A 22,666-nucleotide genomic window follows, 5' to 3' on the forward strand; every position below is an offset into this window, starting at 1 on the left:
CAAGCGGATCGTTCAAAACTTTGTACGAATCAGTTTCTTTCTGTCGATCGGGTTACCCTCCCGATCGAAGTAGCGACTCGGCCAGATTTCCGCAGGGTCGATTCCCCAGCGACTGGGAGATTAAGAACTCCCCTTTGGGCCAGGGACGAGACAGCGTGTTGGCCAGCGTTGACGAACTCAGTCCCGCCTGGCGCGACACCGCCGCCAGCGACAGGTTACGTTTTTTCAATTGCTCAATAATATCAGCCGGATGCATATCGGTTCTATTCATCTCATTCATTCCTTTGTGTGCGCGAAGTCGTTCATATTCTCACCACCACACTAAGTAATACTTAGTGCATTTTCAACTAACAGCTTCCAGAATCGTGATTCTGTTTCCAGCCTTTCAGGATCATCATGCTGCCGCACCGTTTAAAAGAAGCGCGTCTCAGGACGGGAATTTCCCAGCAGAAGCTGGGTATCCTCGCGGGTATCGATGAGGCGACGGCAAGCGCGCGGATGAACCAGTATGAGCGCGGTATCCACACGCCGGATTTCGCGCTGGCCTGCCGGTTGGCGGAGGTGCTGAATATCCCGGCCTGTTATTTTTATACGGTCGAGGACGATCTGGCGGAAGTGGTGGCGGGCTGGTATCAGCGCTGAGGCGGGCGGGTTTTATTCGTAAGTTGGGGTGGCGAGACTGGCGTTTTTCCGATGGTTGATAATAATATTTAGCGCTAAGCCATTTAATTATTAATAAGAAAATAAATCTATTCATTTATTCTATTTATGCGCTATATACATAACGATTAAATATTATCCCCAAATTCTTAAAATAAGCCAGAAGACGCTGATTAAGTTTTATAATCCGCTGGACTTTACTTTCCCTACTGGTTAAATTTACAGGTGTTATTTAGCGCGATGCGGATGTGCGCCAACACGTCCGCATCGCTCATCACAATCACTATTAATTGGGAATAGCAATTATGACTGAGACCGATTGTATTGCAGATTCATTCGATGCAGAAGCGCCGATGAAAAATAAGCGCCAGCTTACCGTGAGCTATGCGAGCCGCTTTCCGGATTATACCCGTATTCCGGCTATCGTTATGAAGGGCCAGTGGCTGGAGGCGGCCGGGTTCGCGACGGGAGCAAAGGTAGAGGTTCGGGTCATGGCGGGCTGCATCGTGCTGACGGCGATTGAGCCGGAACCGGAGCTGGAAGAAGCGATGCGCCGGGTGGAGAAGCTGTCGGCGAGTAAGCAGAAGCAGGTAAGGGAGTTTATTGGGGTGATTGCGGGGAAAGCCGCGAGAACATAATAAATACCGCTCCTGATAGGTCAGGAGCGGTTATTTTTCATTTAGCTCTCCGGGGAAAATAGAGTATTTTGAGACAAACGCATCCCCATCAGTAAAGTATTACGTCGGGTATGCTCGGGATGTGCGAAATAATTTAGTAGAAGAGTTTTCCCTTGAAGGGCGGCTATGAAAGGTAGCCAACTGAAAACCTTACTTGATTACATACGGGCTTTGAAATAATCGAGGGGGGAGTAAAGCCTCCTTTCTTTACGCTGTTGGGCGCTCGCTCCAGGCATCAGTAAACTGAACGTTCCCGTCGTGAATCTTCCAGGTAATCTTCTCGTACTGTATAGCCACTGATTCCATATGATTCATTTTGTTATTGGCTGCAAGTTTGCAGTTAGGAACACCGCAGTTAACGCCTGTAATCTTCACGTTTTCCATCAGGACGGAGTAATAAGCCACTTCTTGCCCTGCGTCGTTGATGTGGTAAAAACGGATCTCCGCACTTTTCAGCGTCTGACCAGTTGCAGCGGCCTTATAAAGATATGGGGTCGAGCTATCAACTTCCTTTTCAATCATCATTGAGGAATGCTGACGTGTGCCAGTAATCTTACCGTTGGCATTATCTACAGGTAAGTTAATTCCGTGGCTCAGTCCGATAATCTCAATAGAACCGTCACGATCCTTAACGTCCACAGATCCTTTAATGTCTGCGCCGCCATCGTCTTTTAGCCACATGTACGGAGGGATTGGCATTTCATTTGCTCCTTATTTTTCTGATCAACTTCATCGTTATGAGATAAATTGCTGTTGCTGCTGCGATCTCGGTAATAAATGCGATGTAGAAAAACACGTCTTCTATGTTCTCAACTCCTGCATCTTCGTTACCGTAAAACAGATGTACCACCCAATAGCCAAAGTCATGGCTAACCCATAAGTACGGATCCCCCAAGGAACGCCCAATAACAAGCAGGATTAACAGGAAGTAGGCGACCTTGGCTAATCTACGGGCAAATGTTCGAGCCATTTGCTACTACCTCAATCGTGCCGTATGAATCTAAATTTATACCCGGTACTTTCTCTTTCTTTGTTCTTAAAAGAGCGTCGCGCAGTCTGTTGAAGTCGGATTGGTGAGCAAGGGTTATGCAACCCTCAGAAAGTTGGCCCGGATGGAGTCTAAAACTACCTCTGGAAATACCCTTGTAAAATGTAGTGTCGTCAATCATACCGTCAGCCCGGTACAGGCCGAACCATTCAGAATGGTCAACGTGATACATGAAGGTGCTTTTAAATAAGTCGATACCCCATGCCCTAACCTGATTTAGCTTGCTTCCGGCTGGCCTGTCTACGATGTAATACTTTCCCGGAGGGAGTGGGCCATCATTAATTATCATCCCACACGCGCCCTTGTTCTTATAAAGACCATTGCCAGAAAAGGCCATAAATACGCCGATCCCATTAAAGGTAAGCGGTATGTAATCAGCCCCGCTAAGTATCAACTTTCCATGTAGAGCCATAAACCGTCCAATATCCGTTTATCACATGCGGATTAGGGTATAGGCAGTTTAGTAAACGGTCTATTTTAACTTTATGATTTTATTTAAAGTTATCTTATTTTTATTGTTGGTGAGCTTGTGGTGGCAGTATATGGGTTATGGCAAATAGTGAAATTTATCAGGATATGTATGTACGCTTCAGGAACCTGGCTGAGATGCAGGAAGAGTTTAAGCCAGGCCCGTGAGCTAACGGTCCAGCGCCATTAACACTCACAGCGGCCTTTGTGCGGGAAAGAAAGAGTTAATATTAGACATACAAGAAAATTAAAATATTTCACTGAGCTGATTTTTTATAAAAATGAGAAAGGTGCGAAGGCCGGACTCGTCATTATCATATAATGTACTAATTTTCATGGATTAATTTTAATTAAAAATAAAATAGACCACCAATCTGACCCCCAAAATACCTCGCACCATATAAATTTGATTAATTTTTGCTCCAAATATCTTGAAAACTAGGAGAATCAGATTTTGGAGGATATACCGGTTTTCCTATCTGTATTGTCATAGGGATAGGAAAATCGACGCCAACAAGAGCAATTTCTCCCTGCTTTAAACTGGGTAAAAATGCTGCTGCAGCTCTGTCAATTTCTCCACAAGCCCTTTCAACAACCTCTCTATCTCGATCATTAGTTAATCGATGAACGAGAAGCGTTCCAATTTGACTTAAAACCCCTTCAGTAATATCTCTTGGCCTCTGCGTTGTAAGACATATATTCAGGCCATACTTTCTACCTTCTTTAGCAATCATTTCGAATGCGTCTAACTTTACTGAGTGATCCTCTGAGCCAACTCTTTTACCTAAGAAATTATGGGCCTCATCAACGATAACTAATAATGGCTGCTTTCGAAAGGATTCAGATCTAGCTAACGTAAGCAACTTTCTTCCTATAACATTAGCTAATATCTCACGGGCATAAAACTCATAACTAACATCACTAAGACAAAGACGTAAAACTCTTTTATCTCCATTTAAAAAATCATCAAAAACCTCACCAAGACTACTAAGAGTTTCATCCCCATGAAATACTGACTTTAAAGAAGGTGAGTAAATGACAGCCTGAATTCTAGTAAGAAGTGATGAGCAATAACCAAGATCATTATTAGCCGCCCCCCACGAATCTTGATTATCCCAACAACATTCTTGAATTATTTGTGGTATTATTTTTGTCACATCAAATGGTTGGGATGGATTATCAACCAACTTGGAGTTACCACTAGTGTTTAATGCCCTTCGGTAATCTGTTTTAGGTTGATTTATTTTAATTAAAACCCCATTAGTTGCTATCCTTGGATCAAGTGTAACTAGACGTAAACTCTTGATGGCTTCTTTTAATTTTGGTCCCTGAACCTTACCTGAAGGATCAAACATTGCGATAAAATCTGACTCAACAAAATCAGTTGGAGGTATCCGAAATTCGATAGAATTATTATGAGAATTTAAGGGGTTACCAATATGATAGTGGATGACATTATCTGAATCAAAAGATCTATATTCACTTGTAGCATCTATGATAACTATTTTTGAACCTTTATAATTTGAACATTCTTCTATGATCTTGGATGTTGTCCAGCTTTTACCACCTCCTGTTGCCCCTAAGATAGCACAATGCCTACCAAATAACTTCTCAGGAGTAACTCGAACAAAACTATCTATCCCACCAGAAATCACACCTAAATTAATAGAAATGTTATTATCATCTGCTTCATTAATTCCTTTATTTATTAACTCAGGAATTAGTGAGATAAACTCTAATGGCGCAGAAAAAACTCTATCCCCGAGTCTAGGAAATGATTTTATACCAGACTCTACTTTCAGATCTGATATATCAATAGAACCAAGTAGTTGTATGTAGCCTATTGCATCAATATTATCTTTCCCTGTTGAACGTTCAGAAACCTCATTACGATCTCTTTCAGGTAGTTTCACTTCAATCATCCGACCTAGAATGATTGACTGCTGACCTTCAATTAATAATATTTCACCAACCTCACCTTTACCATATCTATTTCCATGAATATAACTTCCACTTACACTTCCTGCATGAGTCAGATTTACTCTGACCGTCTGAGCTGAAACCGAAGATACAACGCCAACCTTTAGATCACTACGCAGTATTCCTGTAGAAATGAAATCTTGATTTTCCACTATTGTTCTCCCCCTGCTTGCTTTATTGCTTTTGCTAACTGGTCAGCAGGAGTCAATGCTTTTAAGTTAGGTATCAAGCGAACAAAATCCTTAAATGAGGCATTTACGAAAAATATATCATACCCATTCAATGCTAATTCTGAAAAGAGTTTCCAATATTTACTTGAGCCATTCCTCCCATCATTCTCAATGTGTGTCGCGCACTTAAAATCAGCAACAATTAATCTCAGGCTAGGATTTGATTTTATAGCTGAGTAAATAGGTTCTGAAAGATGGTCATCATTAAACCCAAAACCAGAAATCACTAAGCAACTATTTTTGACCCTTAATGAATCAAGAAATCTTGACAACAACTCAAGGTGAGGCTGTATAAATGCTTGCTGATACTTTCCTTTTGCAGGATAAATTAAACATGCAGAACTTGCTGATGGCTCATTATTCTCATATATTCCACCATCACTTCTCGACCAACTAACTGAACCATGTAGTTTATATAACTGAAAAACACCCTCTATAAATTCGTGCTCATTCTCATCCCTTTTTATAACATCATAATTAAAATATTTACCATCGAATTTTCTTTTTCCCGTATATGAAAACCCATCAATTACCATCATACCAAGATCAGATGCAGATGTTTCAAAAGTCATATCATAATTTGTGGTAAAGACTTTTAATCGAGGGTCTCTTACTCGACGTCTCGCCATTTTCTGCAATAACATCATATATGATGATAAATTGCTTTTTCCCGTAATTATGAATTTTTGACATTGTTCTAATATTATAGACTTAACTTCATTTAAAAAATCAGACACGATTTTATCGTTATGAAATGCTAAATAAGCATCACATTGTGATAAGAAATGTTCGATATTAGGATATTCTTTTTCAGAATATTTTACTTTATCACATACATTAGAAGCCGTTTCTTTCAGGCAGCCATAATCAACATCATCTTTTTTTGCTGATGGGTTCTTCCACATAGCTTGAACCCACAGATCCCACATGCTTGGACCACCTACCTCCCCTAAAGAAGTACCACTACCGGCAAAGAATGATAAATTTGGTAACTGGAGAGAGCGAAGTAGAATATCATTAAAATAATTTCGGTTATCTTTAATAATGTCCTTATCTGAATCCGTTAGTGGTGCTGGAGGTATAACGTCATCATTATCACCAATCAGGTCTAAGCCAATATCAATTTTCTGATCTCGCCAAAAAATGAATGAGTTATCATCTAACGGCAGCCATTTCTTACTTCCTGGCTTCATGAAAGAGATATATCCATCAGGATTGGTTTCCATCTACTACCCCTTAAATGTATGTGATTTTTTCAGAGTTATTTCACAAAATCAATTGAAAGAAATCAACAAAAACACTTTCAATTAATATATTCAAATATGAATCTATATTTTCATTAAAAATCAATTTAATTACCAAATTATATATAATCATTTTTTGAATACAGATTATACCAACACCTTCAACCCATGCTTCTGCACCACAGTAAGCAGTTTCAGCGATAATCCACTTGGACGCTTTACACCACTTTCCCATTTCTGCACCGTTGACACACTGGTATTCAGATAACTGGCAAAAACCGGTTGGCTGACGTTCAGCTTCTCGCGCAATGCCTTAATCTCAACAGGTTGCAGATCGTCCACGTTATTAAGGCACGCTTTATCAAAGTTGCGCATCGTTTCCTGTGGGATAGCATCGACGCTGAATAAACCAGAAGCCGCGCTGTGGATGGCCTCAAATGCAGGACTCTTGAATTTACTTTTTGCAGTCATGGCAAATCTCCACCAGTTCTTTACTCTTAATCAGTGCCGTAATCTTTTCATCAGCAAGGGCAGCGTAGTGCTTTGCTAACTCGCGGAATCCGGCCAGTTCGCGATTATCAATGTTTGCCATATCCTGCTTGGCATAAAGGAACGTGTAAAACCAGTGCTCTCCACCTTTCGCCAGGATAATGGCGCGATCGCGATTCTGGTTCAGCCGCTTCTTGTAAACTCCCCCGCCGAGGTCGTCAGCCTTACCTTGCATCGCCGCCTCAATAGCCTGGCATAATTCACTATCTTTGATGGCGTGAGATTTAGCCGCCTTGCTGAACCATTTTGTTTTGAATACACGCATCAGGCTGACATCCTGTAACCTTAACTATAGCACCTGGTGCTAGGTTACTCCCTTTTTTCACTGATGCAAAGCACTTGAAGCCAACATGATTTTGCCGTATTTTTAACCACGCATATCCGCTGTCAACGACAGCCAGCCAATGTTTCCAGTATCAGGATGATACGAGTGATCTGTGAGAAACGCCTTCGGGTGGTCACAAGCCAAAGTCATAAGGAATGGAGTGTGGTCTGAGACTGACGCCTTCGGGTGACCACAAAGAAAGTTGTCGTAACCTGAAAGACAACGCTGGAAGCGGTAAACCTGCTCACCTTTGAAAGCAGGTATCGTCAACAAAAACGCACCTATGACGTGACGATAAAGGTTCCTTAAACTTAAGAGACGGCTAATAACGAGCGTTTCCTCGCCGATCGGCATTATCTGTAAAGAATGCTGTATACGGTCTTCTCCTCAGTGAATGATTTGCCGCCAGCAAAGCAACAGCTTTTGCCTGGACGATAGCAATATCATCACCTGCTTAACCACAGGTACATCCCGTACCGACGGGTTTTCTGTGCCTCAATTCTGGCACGTATTAAACGCTGCTGGCTGCGCCTTGCTATACCATCAGGCATCTGCATGCGCCTGCCCTGCTGCGAATTAATATGTGGCGTCACTTTTCGCGTGTTAACGCATGAAAGTGACGCCACAGCACGAACCAACCTCAGCCTTTGAGGCAGGCAACTTCACTCAACGAGCCATGAATCTGACACACAAGTTCGGCAGCCGAACTGACCACTTTTTACAGGAGATTTGAACCGATACCGAGGCAGGCCAACGGCCTGAGGGGATACCTGCATCGCAGGAGGCTGCACCGAGTGCATTACCGACACCCCACTAATACCTCAACTGCTGCCCGCTCTGGCGCACAGGTATCGTTCAAGGCAGGTCAATGTCGATTGTTTCTGCCATTTAGTCCATGCGCCAGAGAAATGCAGCTCGTTGAAATTGAGAGAAGTTCGCTATGAGTAAATTAAGCCGTGAAATGAAAATGCTGGCGAAACAGGTCGGCGGCAGCTTTAAAACTGTTCATGATCGTACCCGCATTATTGACCGATTTTGTCGTCACCTGATCGCACTCAATATCCAGGTTCGGGATGTTCAGCATCTGAAAACTAAACATATCGAGAGCTATATTGCCGATCGCCAGGCAACAGGTATCGCTGTTCGTACTCTGCATAACGACATGTCGGCGTTGCGCACGGTGTTTCGGCTGGCTGGCAGGGAAAAGCTCGTGACATCAACACGTTTAACGAATAAAGCGTTGGGATTAAGCGGAGCAAGTCGCGCAGGCACGAAATTCGCGATCCCGGATGAGCGATTTCAGGCTGTATTGCGCAGCGCACGGCAGCATGACCGAGGGCTTACCTGCGCCCTTCAACTTGCCAGGTTGCTGGGACTACGCTCACAGGAAGCCGTGCAATGTGCCAGTTCGCTGAAAACATGGGAAAAACAGCTTGAACGCAATCAATCAACGCTCACCATTGTTTTTGGCACTAAAGGCGGCAGACCACGTGAAACGCGGATCATCGACCGTAATGCTGTACAACAGGCGGTAAAAGAGGCTCTGTTGGTTACTAAAACACGTAATGGCAAGCTAATCGACAAGCCAGATTTAAAAACTGCCATGAACTTCTGGCGCTCTCATACCACGCGGTTAGGGCTGACCGGCCATCATTCCCCACACAGCCTGCGCTACGCATGGGCGCAGGATGCCATTCGTTATTACCTGTCACAAGGATTCTCCCGCAGTGAAGCCAGGGCGCTGACGTCAATGGATCTCGGTCACGGCGATGGTCGGGGCCGTTATGTTGAGCGCGTCTACACCAGGAAGGAGGACTGACGATGACAAACTTCAAGCTGTTGCGATTATCAGAAGTAATGGAAAGAACCGGCTTCAGGAAATCATGGATTTATCTTCTGATTAGCCAAGGCGATTTTCCTCCGGCAGTCAAAATTGGTTCCCGCTCCGTGGCATGGCTGGAAAGCGAAGTGAATGACTGGGTTGCTGAACGTATCAGCAAACGCGAGGAAATACAGCAAGCGGGGAAGCGAAACGATGAGTAAATCCGTAACCGATACCGAAGCAGAATTCAAAACCTCGCTTCCCCTGCGCAAAGGTTCTGACGGCTTTGACACCCAACAGGACTATCTGATTAAGGGGTATTTACCAGCCTCGTCCGTTGCCAGCGCTTACGGTGCCAGCGGATCTTACAAATCCTTCCTGGCGGTATCATGGGGGTGCCATATTGCCACTGGCAAGCCGTGGGCTGGTAAACCGGTCACACAAGGAGCCGTCATTTATGTCGTCGGTGAAGGTGGGATCGGCGTTCCCCGCCGTATCCGGGCATGGGAGCAAACGCTTAACGGCGGTAGCCCGATTGATGCGCTTTATCGCATCGATTGCCCGGTCTTTCCTGCCAGCCCGGAGAGCGTACAACAGGTGATACAAGCCGCCAAAGATGTTAAGGCTGCAACCGGTATGCCGATCCGTCTGATCATTCTGGATACGCTCGCCCGCTGCTTCGGTGGCTCGGACGAGAACGCCGCTAAAGACATGGGTGCATTTATTCAGGGATGCGACTATATCAAAGCGGCCACACAGGCTACGGTGCTAATCATTCACCACTCTGGCAAAGATCAGGATAAAGGCGCGCGCGGTTCCAGCGCATTCCGGGCGGCACTGGACGTGGAGTTTAACGTGCGCCGTGAAGGTGACGGTGGCGCGTTGATCCTAAGTTGTACCAAGATGAAAGATGCGGAAGAACCGCCACGTCGTGCCTATGACCTACATTCCGTCGATTTATACGTGGATGATGATGGCGATCGGATCACCTCGCTGGTGCTGAACGATGAAGGCCGTGAAGTCAGGGAAAATGATGTTACCAGCGACCCTGATTTGATCGGTATTTCGCGGCTGACGGAAAATCATTTTGCCCTATGGCAGGCCATTCGTTCGCGCACGGCCAGCGGCGATAGCTGCACCCGCGCATTAGTCAGGGACGATATGAAAGCGATGGGATTTGATGTATCCAAAAAGTTTACCCGCTGGCTGGATAAACTGGAAAAGGATGGTCTGATCACATTGGGTGGCGAACACATTACGCCATTGCCGCATCGCCACAAAATGGGGGATTAAGCGGGGGAAAGTGGGGGCGAACGGATATCTGGTCATCCTGTCCGGTATTTTCCCCCACTTCCTGGATGTATATATACGCTAAGTGGGGGAATGATTTAACCTACTAATAAACAATCATTTTTTGCATAACTATAAAAATCATGTGGGGGAAAGCGTGATCCATCCCCAAATGGGGGGAATGTGGGGGATTATTTTCTAACTTTCCCCCATTAAGAAACAAGTAAACATACACATCAACAACTAAGTATTACTTAGTATATTTTTAACAAGCGCAGATGAGAATCGTGACAGGATACGTTAGAAATCAGGATTCTTATGCTACCTCATCGCTTAAAAGCCGCCCGTTTAAAGGCTGGCCTATCACAGGAACGGTTGGGGATTCTTGCCGGGATAGATGAAGCGACGGCCAGTGCTCGTATGAATCAATATGAGCGCGGTATACACACGCCGGACTTTGAACTGGCCTGCCGGTTAGCATCAGTTATGAATATTCCCGCCTGCTATTTTTATACGGTAGAGGACGATCTGGCGGAAATAATACTGGAATATGCGAATACTCGTCAGTCCGGAATCTAACCGATATATGAACCCATACCGCATATCGTCATTTACCGATTAGTCATATCTCTGATAGCGCCCGCATAAAGCGCCTCAATATTGATATCCTCATCAATATCTTCCCAATATATACCACCGCCATAGCTAAGGGTGAAATTATCTCTCTGTTTTGCCGTAGCGCGTTCAAGGCGAGGGAAGTTTTTGAGTGGGATATTTAGCTGTTCTTTTCCCTTAACCTGTACATGCAGATATTCGCTTGAAAAATAAACAGCTACTGTCGATTTATCCAGCAATGGATTGCTCATCCTTTTCATTCAATTTTTTCCTTATGCGTATTTTTCTGTCCAGTAGAACACCAGAATCATCAAAATAACGGCTGGGCCAGATTTCCGCAGGATGCACGTCCAGCGCCGTAGCCACAAGCCATTCTCCTTTTGGCCATGGGCGAGAAAGCACATTGGCGAGTGTTGAAGAACTCAGTCCCGCAGAACGCGATAGCGCGGCCAACGTAGTGCCTTTCTTACGTAAGGCGGCGATGATATCTGCCTGATGCCAGTCATGATGTGATGTCATACCTTTCTCCATTAAGATCCCAAGTAACCACACACACCAGATACTAAGTATTACTTAGTATATTTTCAATACATACAGATGAGAATCGCGGCAAGTCACGCAAGAAATCAGGATTCTCATGTTACCTCATCGCTTAAAAGCTGCACGTTTAAAGGCTGGCCTATCACAGGAACGACTGGGGATTCTTGCTGGAGTCGATGAAGCGACAGCGAGTGCCCGCATGAATCAATATGAACGCGGTATACACACGCCGGACTTTGAACTGGCCTGTCGGTTAGCGTCGGTTATGAATATTCCCGCCTGCTATTTTTACGCGGTAGAAGACGATCTGGCGGAAATGATTCTTGATTATTCTAAGGCGAAGAAAAATTAGTCACATAAGAAGTATTAGCTCCAGCCCCCCACGAGAAGGGGGCTGGAGCGGTGTAAAGGTAGATGCGCAGGTAATTGATGGATGGTGTCTGTAAAATTCTTTATTCTTTAAACCATTTAGGCATTTTTGATTGACTTACAAGAACACGTTTTAATGAGTCTTGGTTTTTATCATCTTTAATACAATTAATTTCTTCAAACCCCCACTTCCCATCACGATTAGAGAAATAGACTGTGTACTTGTCTGTATTAAATCCGAAATAACGCTCTGCGGAATCACTAATATTCAGAGAACCGCATGTTATAGAAGTATGCCATTCACTACTGGTAGCCCAATCGAGCACGACTACTACAAAATTCTCAGCCCAGCGAGGTACAGCAAACAACAGTAATGATGTTAACATGATGACTCCAAAAATAGTCATCAACTGATGCCCTTTTAATTTATTTGATACTAACAGAAAAATACCGTATGAAACTGGTTGTAAGAACATGAAAAAATAAATAGCAAAAAAAGCAATCTTCCATCCAAACTCAAGCAACGGAGAATCACTTATATCCATATTGCTCATTTGCATAAAATAGCTAGCCGCATATGTACTTGTAATGAAATACAATAAGGATACACCACTGACAAACACAATTTTCAGCTTACTAAAAATAACACTATTTCCACGTTCAAGGTCATAAAAGGTAAAAACACCGCTAATAACGACAAATATAATAAATGCCAGAATAAACCATCTAGCAAACCATACAAGACCAATGTTTAGTAAGAAAAAAGATGATAAAAAGAACAACCAGGCTAGTAATGATAGCCCTCCTGAAATTTTCTTGACAAGCTTGTCATTATTAAAATAAATAAAATAATATATTATTCTTCTAAATTCATCCTTTTTATAGAAACAAACAACCACCGTCAAAAAAAGAAACAACAAAATAAATATTTTTTTAAAAATGAATTCGTGCTTAACAAGAAAAGTATTAGTAATTAAAAACACTGATAAAATTATATAAAGAAAATACGTTTTTATCTTTTCGAATAACATAGCATTTTATCCATAAAATAATTACAGGTTAAATTATGAGCGCATAAAACTCATCCCCTCATAAACTCATACGGCACCACATACCCTTCCCGATTCGCATCAAGATAATCCGCCCACCATTGCAGCATCAGCTGCCGTTCTTCGATATGTTCGGCTTTATGAATATAAGCCGCCCGCACGCCATTGCGCTCCTGGTGGCTCATTTGCCGCTCGACCGCATCCCGCGACCACTGCCCGGACTCAACCAGGGCGCTACAGGCCATCGTGCGGAAACCATGCCCGCACAGTTCGGTTGTGGTGTCATATCCCATAACCCGCAGAGCATTATTGACGGTGTTTTCACTCATCGGTTTAGTCGGACGACGATCGCCGGGGAATATCAGTTCGTGACCACCGCTGATGGCCTTAATCTCTTTCAGCAGCGCCAAACCCTGACGGGAGAGCGGCACTAAGTGTTCAGTGCGCATTTTTGCCCCGCGCTGAGAGTGTTTCACGCCGGGGATCGCTTCACGTTCAGCCGGAATGGTCCACATAGCGCGTTTAAAATCGATTTCAGTCCAGCGGGCAAAACGCAGTTCGCTGGAACGGATAAAAACGCACAGCGTGAACTTTAAAGCCAGGGTGGTTAACGCTCGCCCTTTATAGTGTTCAATCCTTGCCAGAAAATCCGGCAGCTTATCCAGCTTCAACGCCGGACGATGGGTTGCCTTCGGCGGCGCTATTGCCCCGGAGAGATCCTGAGCAGGATTGCGCTCTATCAGATCGTTCTGCACCGCATAGCGCATAATATCGGTCACCCGCTGGCGTAGCCGTGACGCTAAATCGAGATGACCGTTTTGCTCCACGGCTTTCAGCGGTTCCAGTAAATCTTTGGTTTTCAGATCCGCAATGTGACGATGCCCTATCGCTGGCAAGATATTGCGCTCCATATCGCGCCATACCCGTCCAGCATGGGTTTCTGACCAGCGGTTTTGGCTGATGTTTCGGTGCCAGTCTCTCGCGACCTTCTCAAAGGTAATCAGCGCGGCCTGCGCTTCTTCCATTTCCTCTTCCCGTTTTTCTGCCGGGTTGATGCCATCGGCAAGCAGCAACCGCACCTCATCGCGCTTTTCTCTGGCCTTCGCCAGCGAGATCAGCGGATAAGCACCGAAAGCAATCCGGCTCTCCTTACCTGCAAAGCGGTACTTAAGATACCAGCGCTTAGAGCCGCCAGGGCTTATCAACAGATACAGACCATGTGCATCCGCGAGTTTATAAGCTTTCTCGCGAGGCTTTGCGGTTCGGGCTACAACGTCTGTCAGGGCCATAATTGGGGGTCAACTCTTAATCGAAGTGAACTGACCCTCATCTTGACCCCCAAATCATCTGGATGTCAATGGACGAAAAAAGACCAATGTGGATAAATTGAACAGTTCAGGAGGGAGTAAGATAATAATTAATTTGTTATTAAACAATTGGATATGGAAGTTAGTGGAAGATTATGGACATAAAAAAAGCCACCCGAAGGTGACTGATTTTTCCACAATGGTGCCGAAGGCCGGACTCGAACCGGCACGTATTTCTACGGTTGATTTTGAATCAACTGCGTCTACCGATTTCGCCACTCCGGCACAGAAGGGATACGGAAACGTTGTGGATTATACCTGTCGTTGGCTGCCATGCAAGCAACAGCGTATTCCGGCTACGCTAAGTGTCGAAAAAAACAGCGTAACCCGCCTTATGCCGCGCTAATGCGCGCGATCCCATGCTCTCTCAGGCATTTATCTCCGAACCCACTCGCAAAAACCTGCAAACGCTTCAGGGCGGTTTACATTTTCAGCCATTTGTTATCAGATCCTGTTATTGGTTCGCGTAATAACGCCGATACTTTCCCAATAACAGGGTGCCCGCTATGCGTTTCTATCAGATCGAACCCACGCTGGAGAACTACTGGCGCGGCATTATTCTGTTTGGCAAGAACGTCGCCTCCTATAAGTTCGCGCTGGCCCACGCCCTGTACGACGTCCGCCGCGACGGCAGCGACCTGATCCTGCTCGAAGACCTGGCGCTGCCCTTCAGCCAGCATCTGTGCCGCCATCTGCAGCAGGCGCCGAAGCAGATCACCTCTGCCAGAAGCCAATTCCTTAATACCTGCGACAGCTTTAACCGCCGGGAGATAAGCCAGGATCGGCTCACCGCCGCCACGGTGAAGCTCGGCTTTAGCGTGGTGCTGGATAAGTTTCATAACGTCAATCAGGGTGAAATCGATAAGCGCTTTTTTATCGACGAGCGCAAAACGCACAAGGGCATCCGCCTGACCGACAGCTTTTACCAGTTGACGGAGCGCCAGCAGTACCCGAACCTGATCCATGAAACCGAGGCCCGCTGGCGACTGGTCGAGCAGGCGTGGGCGATGAACGTCTCCCGCAGCCTGATCGCCATCGAGTATGATGCGGCCGAACAGCAGCTGTTCAGCGCCAGCAACGCCCGTCGGGTAGCTATCTCCAGCTGTCGCGACAGCCTCAACGGTTACCAAAAAGGACGATGCTTTTACTGCTACGCGCCGGTTAGCCTCGATCGCGGCGACGAGAACCTGGCCGACGTCGACCACTTTATCCCGTGGAGCGCCCGTCATGAGGTGGGCAATATCAACGGCGTCTGGAATCTGGTCCTCGCCTGCCGGGGCTGCAACCGCGGCGAGCGGGGCAAGTTTATGCGGGTGCCGTCGCAAAAATTACTCTACCGGTTGCGCGACAGGAACGAATATTTTATTACCAGCCACCTGCCGCTGCGCGAAACGCTCATCCGTCAGACCGGTAGCACGCCGGCGCGCAGGCATGATTTTTTAAACAACGCCTGGAATACCGCGCGTATTACCCTGCTTCATGAATGGGAGCCCCAGGCCGCCGGGCCGGATATCTTCTGATGACCATCAACTATTACCAACACAACGCCGACAGCTTTTTTACCGCCACCGTCGCTGTCGATATGTCCTCCCTGTACGCCCCCTTCGTTGAGGCGCTAACTCCGCCGGAGCTGATCCTCGATGCCGGCTGCGGTTCCGGGCGCGATGCGAAAGCTTTCGCCGAGATGGGCTATCGGGTCGAAGCCTTTGACGCCTCCTCGGAGATGGTGGCGCGGGCGGCGCGCTACAGCGGGCTGCCGGTCCGCCAGCGCAGCTTTACCGACATCAGCGAAACCGCACGCTACGATGGGATCTGGTGCTGCGCATCGCTGCTGCACGTTCCTGAAGATGAGCTTCCCGGCGTGATGCAGCGGCTGGCGACGGCGCTCAAACCCGGCGGCGTCTGGTACGTCTCGTTTAAATACGGTGCCGGCGAGCGCGAAAAGGAGGGACGACGCTTTACCGACCTCGATGAAGCGGGCCTCAAGACGCTGGTCGCCGCTCTGGCGGATATCGACATCACGCGGATGTGGCAAACCCTGGATAAGCGCCCGGACCGCAGCGAAACCTGGCTGAATGCGCTGCTGCTGAAGGCCTGAGCCTACGCTCCGTTCCCCTCGCCGCCGAGGGGAACTCTGGCCGCTCTTCGTTTCTCGCCCCACCCACGCCCCTCCCCACACCTCCTTCTGCCAAGCGTCGCCACCCCCAATGCTCTACACTTCCTTCTTATCTATGCCAAAACCAAGGAAACCGTCATGAGCATAATTAAAAGCTACGCCGCCAAAGAAGCGGGCGCCGATCTGTCGCTATGGGAATACGACGCCGGCGAACTCCGGCCGGAAGATGTTGAGGTCCAGGTGGAGTACTGCGGCATCTGCCACTCGGACCTGTCGATGATCGACAACGAATGGGGCATGTCGAGCTACCCGCTGGTTGCCGGCCATGAAATCATTGGTCGCGTAGCGGCGCTGGGCAGCGCGGCGCAGGAGAAAGGGCTGAAGGTTGGTCAGAAGGTCGGCATCGGCTGGACGGCGCGCAGCTGCGGGCACTGCGACGCCTGTATCAGCGGCAACCAGATCAACTGTCTGGAAGGCTCGGTGCCGACCATCATCAACCGCGGCGGCTTTGCCGATAAGCTGCGCGCCGACTGGCAGTGGGTGATCCCCCTGCCGGAAAGCATCGATATCGCATCCGCCGGCCCGATGCTCTGCGGCGGCATCACCGTCTTTAAACCGCTGCTGATGCATCGCGTCACCGCCACCAGCCGCGTCGGCGTCATCGGCATCGGCGGCCTCGGCCACATCGCCATCAAGCTGCTGCGCGCGATGGGCGCGGAAGTCACCGCCTTCAGCTCCAACCCGGCGAAAGAGCAGGAAGTGCTGGCGATGGGCGCCGATCGCGTGGTCAACAGCCGCGATCCTGAAGCCTTAAAAGCGCTGGCCGGCCAGTTCGACCTGATCATCAACACCGTGGCGGTGGATCTCGAATGGCAGCCGTACTTCGAAGCTCTCTCCTGGGGCGGCAACTTCCACACCGTCGGCGCGGTGATGAAGCCGTTCCCGATTCCCGCCTTCACCCTGATTGGCGGCGACCGCAGCATCTCCGGTTCGGCGACCGGCAACCCGTCCGAGCTGCGCAAGCTGATGAAGTTCGCCGGGCGCAGCAAAGTGGCGCCGACCACCGAGCTGTTCCCGATGTCGCAAATCAACGAGGCGCTCAAGCACGTGCGCGAAGGCAAGGCGCGCTATCGGGTGGTGCTGAAAGCCGACTTCTGACGATCTCCGCCGCGCTCAGGCCGCATGCGCGCGGCCTGAGCGCCAATGATTCAATATATCCGCCGGGCGGCCCGTCCGCCCGGCAGCTGCGCCTCCGGTCATTAAATAGTCATCTTCCCGCCATACTTTTGCAGTCAAAGCTTCTCACAATCCGTGCTTCGACAATGCCTGATTGAGACGTCGCCGTTATGAGAAAAAGCTGGCTCCCCTGGCTGATACTGTCACCTTCGCTGCTGTTTTTGCTGCTGTTTACCTGGTTCCCGCTGGGGCGCTCGGTCTACGACAGCCTGTTCGATACCCGGATGGTCAGCGACGGCGCGCAGTTCGTCGGCCTCGATAACTTCACCCGCCTGTTCGCCGACGGCGTCTTCTGGCAGTCGCTGGTCAATAACCTGCTCTATATCCTGCTGACGGTGGTACCGGGCGTGACCCTCGCCCTGCTGCTGGCCGTCGCGCTGAGCGAAAACCATCGCGTCAACCGCTGGCTGCGCACCGCCTTCTTCTTCCCGATGATTATCCCGATGGTCAGCGCCGCCGCGCTGTGGCTGTTTATCTTTATGCCCGGCCTCGGCCTGCTCGACCACTATCTGGCGAAGATCGTCGGCCCGATGAACAACAACTGGCTGGGGCGCAGCAATACCGCCCTGCTGGCGCTGGCGCTGATTGGGGTGTGGAAGTTTGCCGGCTACTACATGCTGTTTTTCCTCGCCGGCCTGCAGAGTATCCCGGCCTCGACCCGCGAAGCGGCGATTATGGAAGGCGCCACCCGCAGCCAGGTGTTCTTTAAGGTCACCCTGCCGCTGCTGCGCCCGACCCTGAGCTTCGTCATCACCACGGCGCTGATCTACTCCATCACTCAAATTGACCACGTGGCGGTGATGACCCGCGGCGGGCCGGACAACGCCACCACCGTGCTGCTCTACTACATCCAGAACCTGGCGTGGGATACCCACGACCTCGGCAAAGCCTCCGCCGCCACCTTCCTGACGCTGGCCGGGCTGTTCGCCTTCTCGCTGCTTAACCTCAAACTGCTGGAGAAAGGAGCCCACCATGAGCGCTGAAATTTCGCCGCTGGCCGTGCGCTCGTCGGGCGCATCGCGTCCGCTGTGGCTGCGCCTGCGTCGTTCGCAGCCCTTTACCCTCAGCGTGCTGATGTGCTGCCTGGCGCTGCTGTGGGTGAGCCCGTTTATCTGGATGCTGGCGACCTCGTTCAGCGCCACCACCTTCGGCGAAGATATGGCCTCGCTGCTGCCCAGGCTGCCGCTGACCCTCGATAACTTCCGCGACGCCTGGGCCAGCGCCGACTGGCCGAGCCTCTACGCCAACACCATTATCTTCACCTTCGGCACCTTCTGCGTGCAGCTGCTGACCATCACCACCGCCGGCTACGTCTTCGCCTGCCACGAGTTCCGCGGCAAGCAGACCCTGTTCCTGCTGTTCCTGGTGCAGCTGATGATCATGCCGGTGGTGATGATGGTGCCGAACATGCTGACCCTCAAAACCTTCGGCCTGCTCAATACCCTGACCGGGGTGATGATGCCCTACTTCACCTCGGCCTTCGGCGTGTTCCTGATGCGCCAGGCGTTCCTCGCCATCCCCAAAGAGCTGGAGGAAGCCGCGCTGATGGAGGGCTGCCGCTGGTGGCAGGTGCTGTTCCGCGTGCTGCTGCCGATGTCCTGGCCGTCGGTGCTGGCCTTCGCCACCGTCAGCATTACCTACCACTGGAACGAATACCTGTGGCCGCTGATGATGCTCAACGATCCCGATAAGCAAGTGCTGACCGTGGGGCTGGTCTCCTTCGCCATGGGCGCCGAATCCGGCGGCCAGTGGGGCACCATCGGCGCCGGGACGCTGATGGTCTGCCTGCCGCTGATGCTGGCGTTCATTCTTTTCCAGAAACAGTTCCTGCGAAGCTTCGGCTTCTCCGGGATCAAATAAGGAGTTATTGATGCTGTTAGCGCAAATTTCCGATACCCACTTCCGCAGCCACGGCCAGAAGCTGTACGGCTTTATCGACGTTAATGCCGCCAACGCCGACGTGGTTTCCCAGCTCAACGCCCTGCCGGAGCGTCCGGACGCGGTGGTGGTCAGCGGCGATATCGTCAACTGCGGCCGCCCGGAGGAGTACGAGGCGGCCCGCCAGATCCTCAGCGGCCTGAACTACCCGCTGTATCTGATCCCCGGCAACCACGACGATAAAGAGCTGTTTCTGGAATACCTGCATCCGCTGTGCCCGCAGCTCGGCAGCGATCCGCAGAACATGCACTACGCGGTGGACGATTTTGCCACCCGCCTGCTGTTTATCGACTCCAGCCGCGCCGGCACCTCCAGCGGCTGGCTGACGGACGAGACCATTAAATGGCTGGAAGCGCAGCTGTTCGACGGCGGCGATAAGCCTGCGACGGTATTTATGCATCACCCGCCGCTGCCGCTGGGCAACGCCCAGATGGACCCCATCGCCTGTGAAAACGGCTATCGCCTGCTGGCGCTGGTGGAGCGCTTCCCGTCGCTGACGCGCATTTTCTGCGGCCACAACCACAGCCTGACCCTGACCCAGCACCGCCAGGCGATTATCTCCACCGTGCCGGGAACCGTGCATCAGGTGCCCTATTTCCACGAAGATACCCGCCCGTACTACGATATGTCGCCGGCCTCCTGCCTGATGCATCGCCAGGTAGGCGAGCAGTGGGTGAGCTACCAGCACTCGCTGGCACACTATGCCGGGCCGTGGCTGTATGACGAAAACATCAGCTGTCCGACGCAAGAGCGCTAATCGCCATGCTTAGTTTGCAAAATATCAGTAAACGCTTCGACGGCAAGCCGGCCCTCAGCGCCCTGTCGCTGGATATTCACGAAGGCGAGTTCGTGGTGCTGGTCGGCCCCTCCGGCTGCGGTAAAAGCACCCTACTGCGCCTGCTGGCCGGGCTCGATCGGGTCAGCGACGGTGAAATCTGGCTGCATGAACAGAACATCACCGATATGTCGCCGCGCGAGCGTAATTTCGCGATGATCTTCCAGAACTACGCCCTGTTCCCCCATCTGTCGGTGCGCGACAACATCACCTTCGGCATGAAGGTGCGCAAAGAGGAGAAGGCCAGCTGGCAGCCGCGGGTGGATAAAGTCGCGCAGATGCTGCAGCTGGACGCCTTGCTGGATCGCAAACCGGCGAAGCTCTCCGGCGGCCAGCGCCAGCGGGTGGCGATGGCCCGCGCCATCGTACGCAATCCGCGGCTGTTCCTGATGGATGAGCCGCTCTCCAACCTCGACGCGCGCCTGCGCAGCGAGGTGCGCGACAGCATTATGGATCTCCACCAGCAGCTGAAAACCAGCACCATCTACGTCACCCACGACCAGACCGAGGCGATGTCGATGGCCGACCGCATCGTGGTGATGAACGCCGGCCACGTGCAGCAGGTCGGGCGCCCGGAGCACCTCTACACCCACCCGGCCAACCTGTTCGTCGCCGGGTTTATCGGTTCCCCGGCGATGAACCTGCTGTCGCTGCCCTGCGCCGACGGCGAGGTAAGGCTCGGCGAGCTGCGTCATCCGCTGCCGCCGCGCTATCGCGATGAGTCCCGCGTCTGGCTGGGCATCCGCCCGGAACATATCAGCGATCGCGTGGAAGAGGGCCATCTGCGCCTCTGTGCCACCGTGCTGCAACGAGAACTGATGGGGGCCGACTACCTGCTCCACGTCAGCACCCCCATCGGCACCCTGCGCTTTAGCCGCCGCCATCGCGGCGCGGTGCCGGAGAAAGGCGATTCGCTGATCCTCGGTTTCGCGCCCGGGGATATTCATCTTTTTCATGCTGAGAAACAGCATAATTTACTCCAGGAGATTGACCATGCTTAAAACTCTGACAGCCGTCGGGCTTTCGCTCGCGCTGAGCGGCGCGGCGCTGGCGAAAGAGAAGATCGATTTCATGTTCCCGGCGCCGGTAGACGGCAAGCTGACCATGGAGATGACCCGCGTCATCAAGGCCTTTAACGACTCGCAGCAGGACGTGGAAGTGCGCGGGATCTTTACCGGCAACTACGACACCACCAAGATCAAAGCCGAGTCGGCGCAGAAGGCCGGGCAGCCGCCGGCGCTGGTGATTATGTCCGCCAACTTCACCACCGACCTGGCGCTCAAGGATGAGATCCTGCCGATGGACGAGCTGTTCAAATACGGCGACCAGAAGGCCGGGGATTTCCTGGTCAACGAGTTCTGGCCGGCGATGCACAAAAACGCCCAGGTGATGGGCACCACTTACGCCATTCCGTTCCATAACTCGACGCCGATCCTCTACTACAACAAAACCCTGTTCGAGCAGGCCGGGATCAAGCAGCCGCCGCAGACCTGGGCCGAGCTGCTGGCGGATGCCAAAAAGCTGACCGACGAGAGCAAAGGCCAGTGGGGCATTATGCTGCCGTCCACCAACGACGACTACGGCGGCTGGATCTTCTCGGCGCTGGTGCGCGCCAACGGTGGGAAATACTTTAACGAAGACTATCCTGGCGAAGTCTATTACAACGCCCCGACCACCATCGGCGCCCTGCGCTTCTGGCAGAACCTGGTGTATCAGGACAAGGTGATGCCCTCCGGCGTGCTCAACTCGAAGCAGATCAGCGCGTCGTTCTTCTCCGGCAAGGTCGGGATGGCGATGCTGAGCACCGGCGCGCTGGGCTTTATGCGCGAAAACAGCAAAGACTTCGAGCTCGGCGTGGCGATGCTGCCGGCCAAAGAGCAGCGCGCGGTGCCGATCGGCGGCGCCAGCCTGGTGAGCTTTAAAGGCATTTCCGACGAGCAGAAAAAGGCGGCGTATCAGTTCCTGACCTGGCTCGTCAGCCCGCAGGTCAACGGCGAGTGGAGCCGCTTTACCGGCTACTTCTCACCGCGCAAAGCCGCCTACGATACGCCGGAAATGAAGGCCTATCTGCAGCAGGACCCGCGAGCGGCCATCGCCCTGGAGCAGCTGAAATACGCCCATCCGTGGTACTCCACCTGGGAAACCGTCGCCGTACGTAAGGCGATGGAAAACCAGCTGGCGGCGGTAGTCAACGATGCGAAGGTCACCCCGGAAGCGGCGGCCCAGGCCGCACAGAAAGAGGCCGATGCCCTGATGAAGCCGTACGTAGATAAAACCGCTCTCGCGGAGATAAAGTAAGCCCCCACCT

At 50.6% G+C, this 22,666-nt stretch carries 26 protein-coding genes, 1 tRNA gene and 1 pseudogene; 15 read left to right on the forward strand and 13 right to left on the reverse strand.

From position 1 onward, the window contains the following. Nucleotides 1–12: 12 nt before the first annotated feature. Nucleotides 13–271 (reverse strand): annotated as a pseudogene (locus GO007_RS23535) (helix-turn-helix domain-containing protein). A 125-nt stretch (nucleotides 272–396) separates the two neighbouring features. Between GO007_RS23535 and GO007_RS23540 the strand changes: the two are divergent. Further along, nucleotides 397–642 carry a helix-turn-helix transcriptional regulator gene (locus GO007_RS23540; RefSeq protein ID WP_095104202.1) on the forward strand — a complete coding sequence of 82 codons (246 nt, stop codon included), beginning with the start codon at nucleotides 397–399 and terminating at the stop codon, nucleotides 640–642. A 323-nt stretch (nucleotides 643–965) separates the two neighbouring features. Further along, the gene (symE, locus tag GO007_RS23545) at nucleotides 966–1,298 is read left to right on the forward strand and encodes an endoribonuclease SymE (protein ID WP_095104203.1); all 333 of its coding nucleotides are present in this window, start codon (nucleotides 966–968) and stop codon (nucleotides 1,296–1,298) included. A 246-nt stretch (nucleotides 1,299–1,544) separates the two neighbouring features. On the opposite strand, the gene GO007_RS23550 is transcribed toward symE, so the two are convergent. From GO007_RS23550 to GO007_RS23580, 7 genes are all read right to left on the reverse strand, one after another. After that, nucleotides 1,545–2,036, reverse strand: a complete 492-nt coding sequence (locus GO007_RS23550) for an Hcp family type VI secretion system effector (protein WP_095104204.1) — start codon at nucleotides 2,034–2,036, stop codon at nucleotides 1,545–1,547. A gap of 1 nt (nucleotide 2,037) precedes the next feature. Next, a complete protein-coding gene (locus GO007_RS23555; protein ID WP_095104205.1) occupies nucleotides 2,038–2,307 on the reverse strand; it encodes a hypothetical protein in 270 nt (89 codons plus the stop codon). Further along, nucleotides 2,285–2,797 (reverse strand): DUF2778 domain-containing protein, encoded by a 513-nt coding sequence (locus GO007_RS23560; RefSeq protein WP_095104207.1) that lies wholly within the window; start codon nucleotides 2,795–2,797, stop codon nucleotides 2,285–2,287. The genes GO007_RS23555 and GO007_RS23560 overlap by 23 nt, the downstream gene beginning before the upstream one ends. Before the next feature lie 466 nt (nucleotides 2,798–3,263). Continuing rightward, on the reverse strand, nucleotides 3,264–4,985 hold the full coding sequence (locus GO007_RS23565; RefSeq protein WP_095104208.1) for an ATP-binding protein: 1,722 nt from the start codon (nucleotides 4,983–4,985) through the stop codon (nucleotides 3,264–3,266). Next, nucleotides 4,985–6,289, reverse strand: a complete 1,305-nt coding sequence (locus GO007_RS23570) for an SIR2 family protein (protein WP_095104209.1) — start codon at nucleotides 6,287–6,289, stop codon at nucleotides 4,985–4,987. Before GO007_RS23570 ends, GO007_RS23565 begins: the two co-directional genes overlap by 1 nt. 165 nt (nucleotides 6,290–6,454) lie before the next feature. Further along, complete coding sequence (locus GO007_RS23575; RefSeq protein WP_095104210.1) at nucleotides 6,455–6,778, reverse strand: helix-turn-helix domain-containing protein; 324 nt, start codon at nucleotides 6,776–6,778, stop codon at nucleotides 6,455–6,457. Beyond that, the gene (locus GO007_RS23580; RefSeq protein ID WP_095104212.1) at nucleotides 6,762–7,121 is read right to left on the reverse strand and encodes a type II toxin-antitoxin system RelE/ParE family toxin; all 360 of its coding nucleotides are present in this window, start codon (nucleotides 7,119–7,121) and stop codon (nucleotides 6,762–6,764) included. Before GO007_RS23580 ends, GO007_RS23575 begins: the two co-directional genes overlap by 17 nt. 1,000 nt (nucleotides 7,122–8,121) lie before the next feature. Between GO007_RS23580 and GO007_RS23585 the strand changes: the two genes are divergently transcribed. The 4 genes from GO007_RS23585 to GO007_RS23600 all read left to right on the forward strand — a co-directional run bounded on the left by GO007_RS23585 (nucleotide 8,122) and on the right by GO007_RS23600 (nucleotide 10,872). Beyond that, entirely contained in the window at nucleotides 8,122–9,000 is an 879-nt protein-coding gene (locus GO007_RS23585) for an integrase domain-containing protein (protein WP_095104213.1), read from the forward strand. 2 nt (nucleotides 9,001–9,002) lie between these two features. Then, nucleotides 9,003–9,224, forward strand: a complete 222-nt coding sequence (locus tag GO007_RS23590; protein ID WP_095104215.1) for a helix-turn-helix transcriptional regulator — start codon at nucleotides 9,003–9,005, stop codon at nucleotides 9,222–9,224. Continuing rightward, entirely contained in the window at nucleotides 9,217–10,296 is a 1,080-nt protein-coding gene (locus tag GO007_RS23595; protein ID WP_095104216.1) for a helicase RepA family protein, read from the forward strand. Before GO007_RS23590 ends, GO007_RS23595 begins: the two co-directional genes overlap by 8 nt. A 315-nt stretch (nucleotides 10,297–10,611) precedes the next feature. Next, nucleotides 10,612–10,872: a helix-turn-helix transcriptional regulator gene (locus GO007_RS23600; protein WP_095104217.1), complete on the forward strand. Its 261-nt coding sequence runs from the start codon at nucleotides 10,612–10,614 to the stop codon at nucleotides 10,870–10,872. A gap of 32 nt (nucleotides 10,873–10,904) precedes the next feature. Here the strand turns inward: GO007_RS23600 and GO007_RS23605 are convergent, their stop codons facing one another. Both GO007_RS23605 and GO007_RS23610 read right to left on the reverse strand, forming a co-directional pair. After that, nucleotides 10,905–11,168, reverse strand: a complete 264-nt coding sequence (locus GO007_RS23605; RefSeq protein WP_095104219.1) for a DUF2442 domain-containing protein — start codon at nucleotides 11,166–11,168, stop codon at nucleotides 10,905–10,907. After that, nucleotides 11,137–11,427 (reverse strand): helix-turn-helix domain-containing protein, encoded by a 291-nt coding sequence (locus GO007_RS23610; protein WP_095104220.1) that lies wholly within the window; start codon nucleotides 11,425–11,427, stop codon nucleotides 11,137–11,139. The genes GO007_RS23605 and GO007_RS23610 overlap by 32 nt, the downstream gene beginning before the upstream one ends. Before the next feature lie 118 nt (nucleotides 11,428–11,545). Between GO007_RS23610 and GO007_RS23615 the strand changes: the two genes are divergently transcribed. Next, a complete protein-coding gene (locus GO007_RS23615) occupies nucleotides 11,546–11,800 on the forward strand; it encodes a helix-turn-helix transcriptional regulator (protein ID WP_095104221.1) in 255 nt (84 codons plus the stop codon). 100 nt (nucleotides 11,801–11,900) lie between these two features. Here GO007_RS23615 and GO007_RS23620 read toward each other — a convergent pair whose 3' ends face one another. The 3 genes from GO007_RS23620 to GO007_RS23630 form a co-directional block, all read right to left on the reverse strand. Continuing rightward, nucleotides 11,901–12,848: a hypothetical protein gene (locus GO007_RS23620; protein WP_095104222.1), complete on the reverse strand. Its 948-nt coding sequence runs from the start codon at nucleotides 12,846–12,848 to the stop codon at nucleotides 11,901–11,903. A 50-nt stretch (nucleotides 12,849–12,898) separates the two neighbouring features. After that, a complete protein-coding gene (locus tag GO007_RS23625; RefSeq protein ID WP_095104224.1) occupies nucleotides 12,899–14,155 on the reverse strand; it encodes a tyrosine-type recombinase/integrase in 1,257 nt (418 codons plus the stop codon). 218 nt (nucleotides 14,156–14,373) lie between these two features. Beyond that, nucleotides 14,374–14,458: transfer RNA gene (locus GO007_RS23630), tRNA-Leu, on the reverse strand. 281 nt (nucleotides 14,459–14,739) lie between these two features. Here GO007_RS23630 and GO007_RS23635 point away from each other — a divergent pair. From GO007_RS23635 to GO007_RS23670, 8 genes are all read left to right on the forward strand, one after another. Then, nucleotides 14,740–15,753 (forward strand): HNH endonuclease, encoded by a 1,014-nt coding sequence (locus tag GO007_RS23635; RefSeq protein ID WP_095104225.1) that lies wholly within the window; start codon nucleotides 14,740–14,742, stop codon nucleotides 15,751–15,753. Further along, entirely contained in the window at nucleotides 15,753–16,331 is a 579-nt protein-coding gene (locus GO007_RS23640) for a class I SAM-dependent methyltransferase (protein ID WP_095104226.1), read from the forward strand. Before GO007_RS23635 ends, GO007_RS23640 begins: the two co-directional genes overlap by 1 nt. 156 nt (nucleotides 16,332–16,487) lie before the next feature. Next, entirely contained in the window at nucleotides 16,488–17,507 is a 1,020-nt protein-coding gene (gene ahr, locus GO007_RS23645) for an NADPH-dependent aldehyde reductase Ahr (protein ID WP_095104227.1), read from the forward strand. A 188-nt stretch (nucleotides 17,508–17,695) separates the two neighbouring features. Further along, a complete protein-coding gene (locus tag GO007_RS23650) occupies nucleotides 17,696–18,568 on the forward strand; it encodes a carbohydrate ABC transporter permease (protein ID WP_095104229.1) in 873 nt (290 codons plus the stop codon). Continuing rightward, entirely contained in the window at nucleotides 18,558–19,445 is an 888-nt protein-coding gene (locus tag GO007_RS23655) for a carbohydrate ABC transporter permease (protein WP_095104230.1), read from the forward strand. The genes GO007_RS23650 and GO007_RS23655 overlap by 11 nt, the downstream gene beginning before the upstream one ends. 10 nt (nucleotides 19,446–19,455) lie before the next feature. Next, nucleotides 19,456–20,280, forward strand: a complete 825-nt coding sequence (locus GO007_RS23660) for a phosphodiesterase (RefSeq protein WP_095104231.1) — start codon at nucleotides 19,456–19,458, stop codon at nucleotides 20,278–20,280. 5 nt (nucleotides 20,281–20,285) lie between these two features. Next, a complete protein-coding gene (locus GO007_RS23665; protein ID WP_095104233.1) occupies nucleotides 20,286–21,359 on the forward strand; it encodes an ABC transporter ATP-binding protein in 1,074 nt (357 codons plus the stop codon). Continuing rightward, nucleotides 21,352–22,656, forward strand: a complete 1,305-nt coding sequence (locus GO007_RS23670; RefSeq protein ID WP_095104235.1) for an ABC transporter substrate-binding protein — start codon at nucleotides 21,352–21,354, stop codon at nucleotides 22,654–22,656. The genes GO007_RS23665 and GO007_RS23670 overlap by 8 nt, the downstream gene beginning before the upstream one ends. Nucleotides 22,657–22,666 lie beyond the last annotated feature (10 nt).

It is taken from the genome of Klebsiella sp. 10-1 (genome assembly GCF_009758445.1).
Lineage (GTDB): Bacteria > Pseudomonadota > Gammaproteobacteria > Enterobacterales > Enterobacteriaceae > Klebsiella > Klebsiella scottii.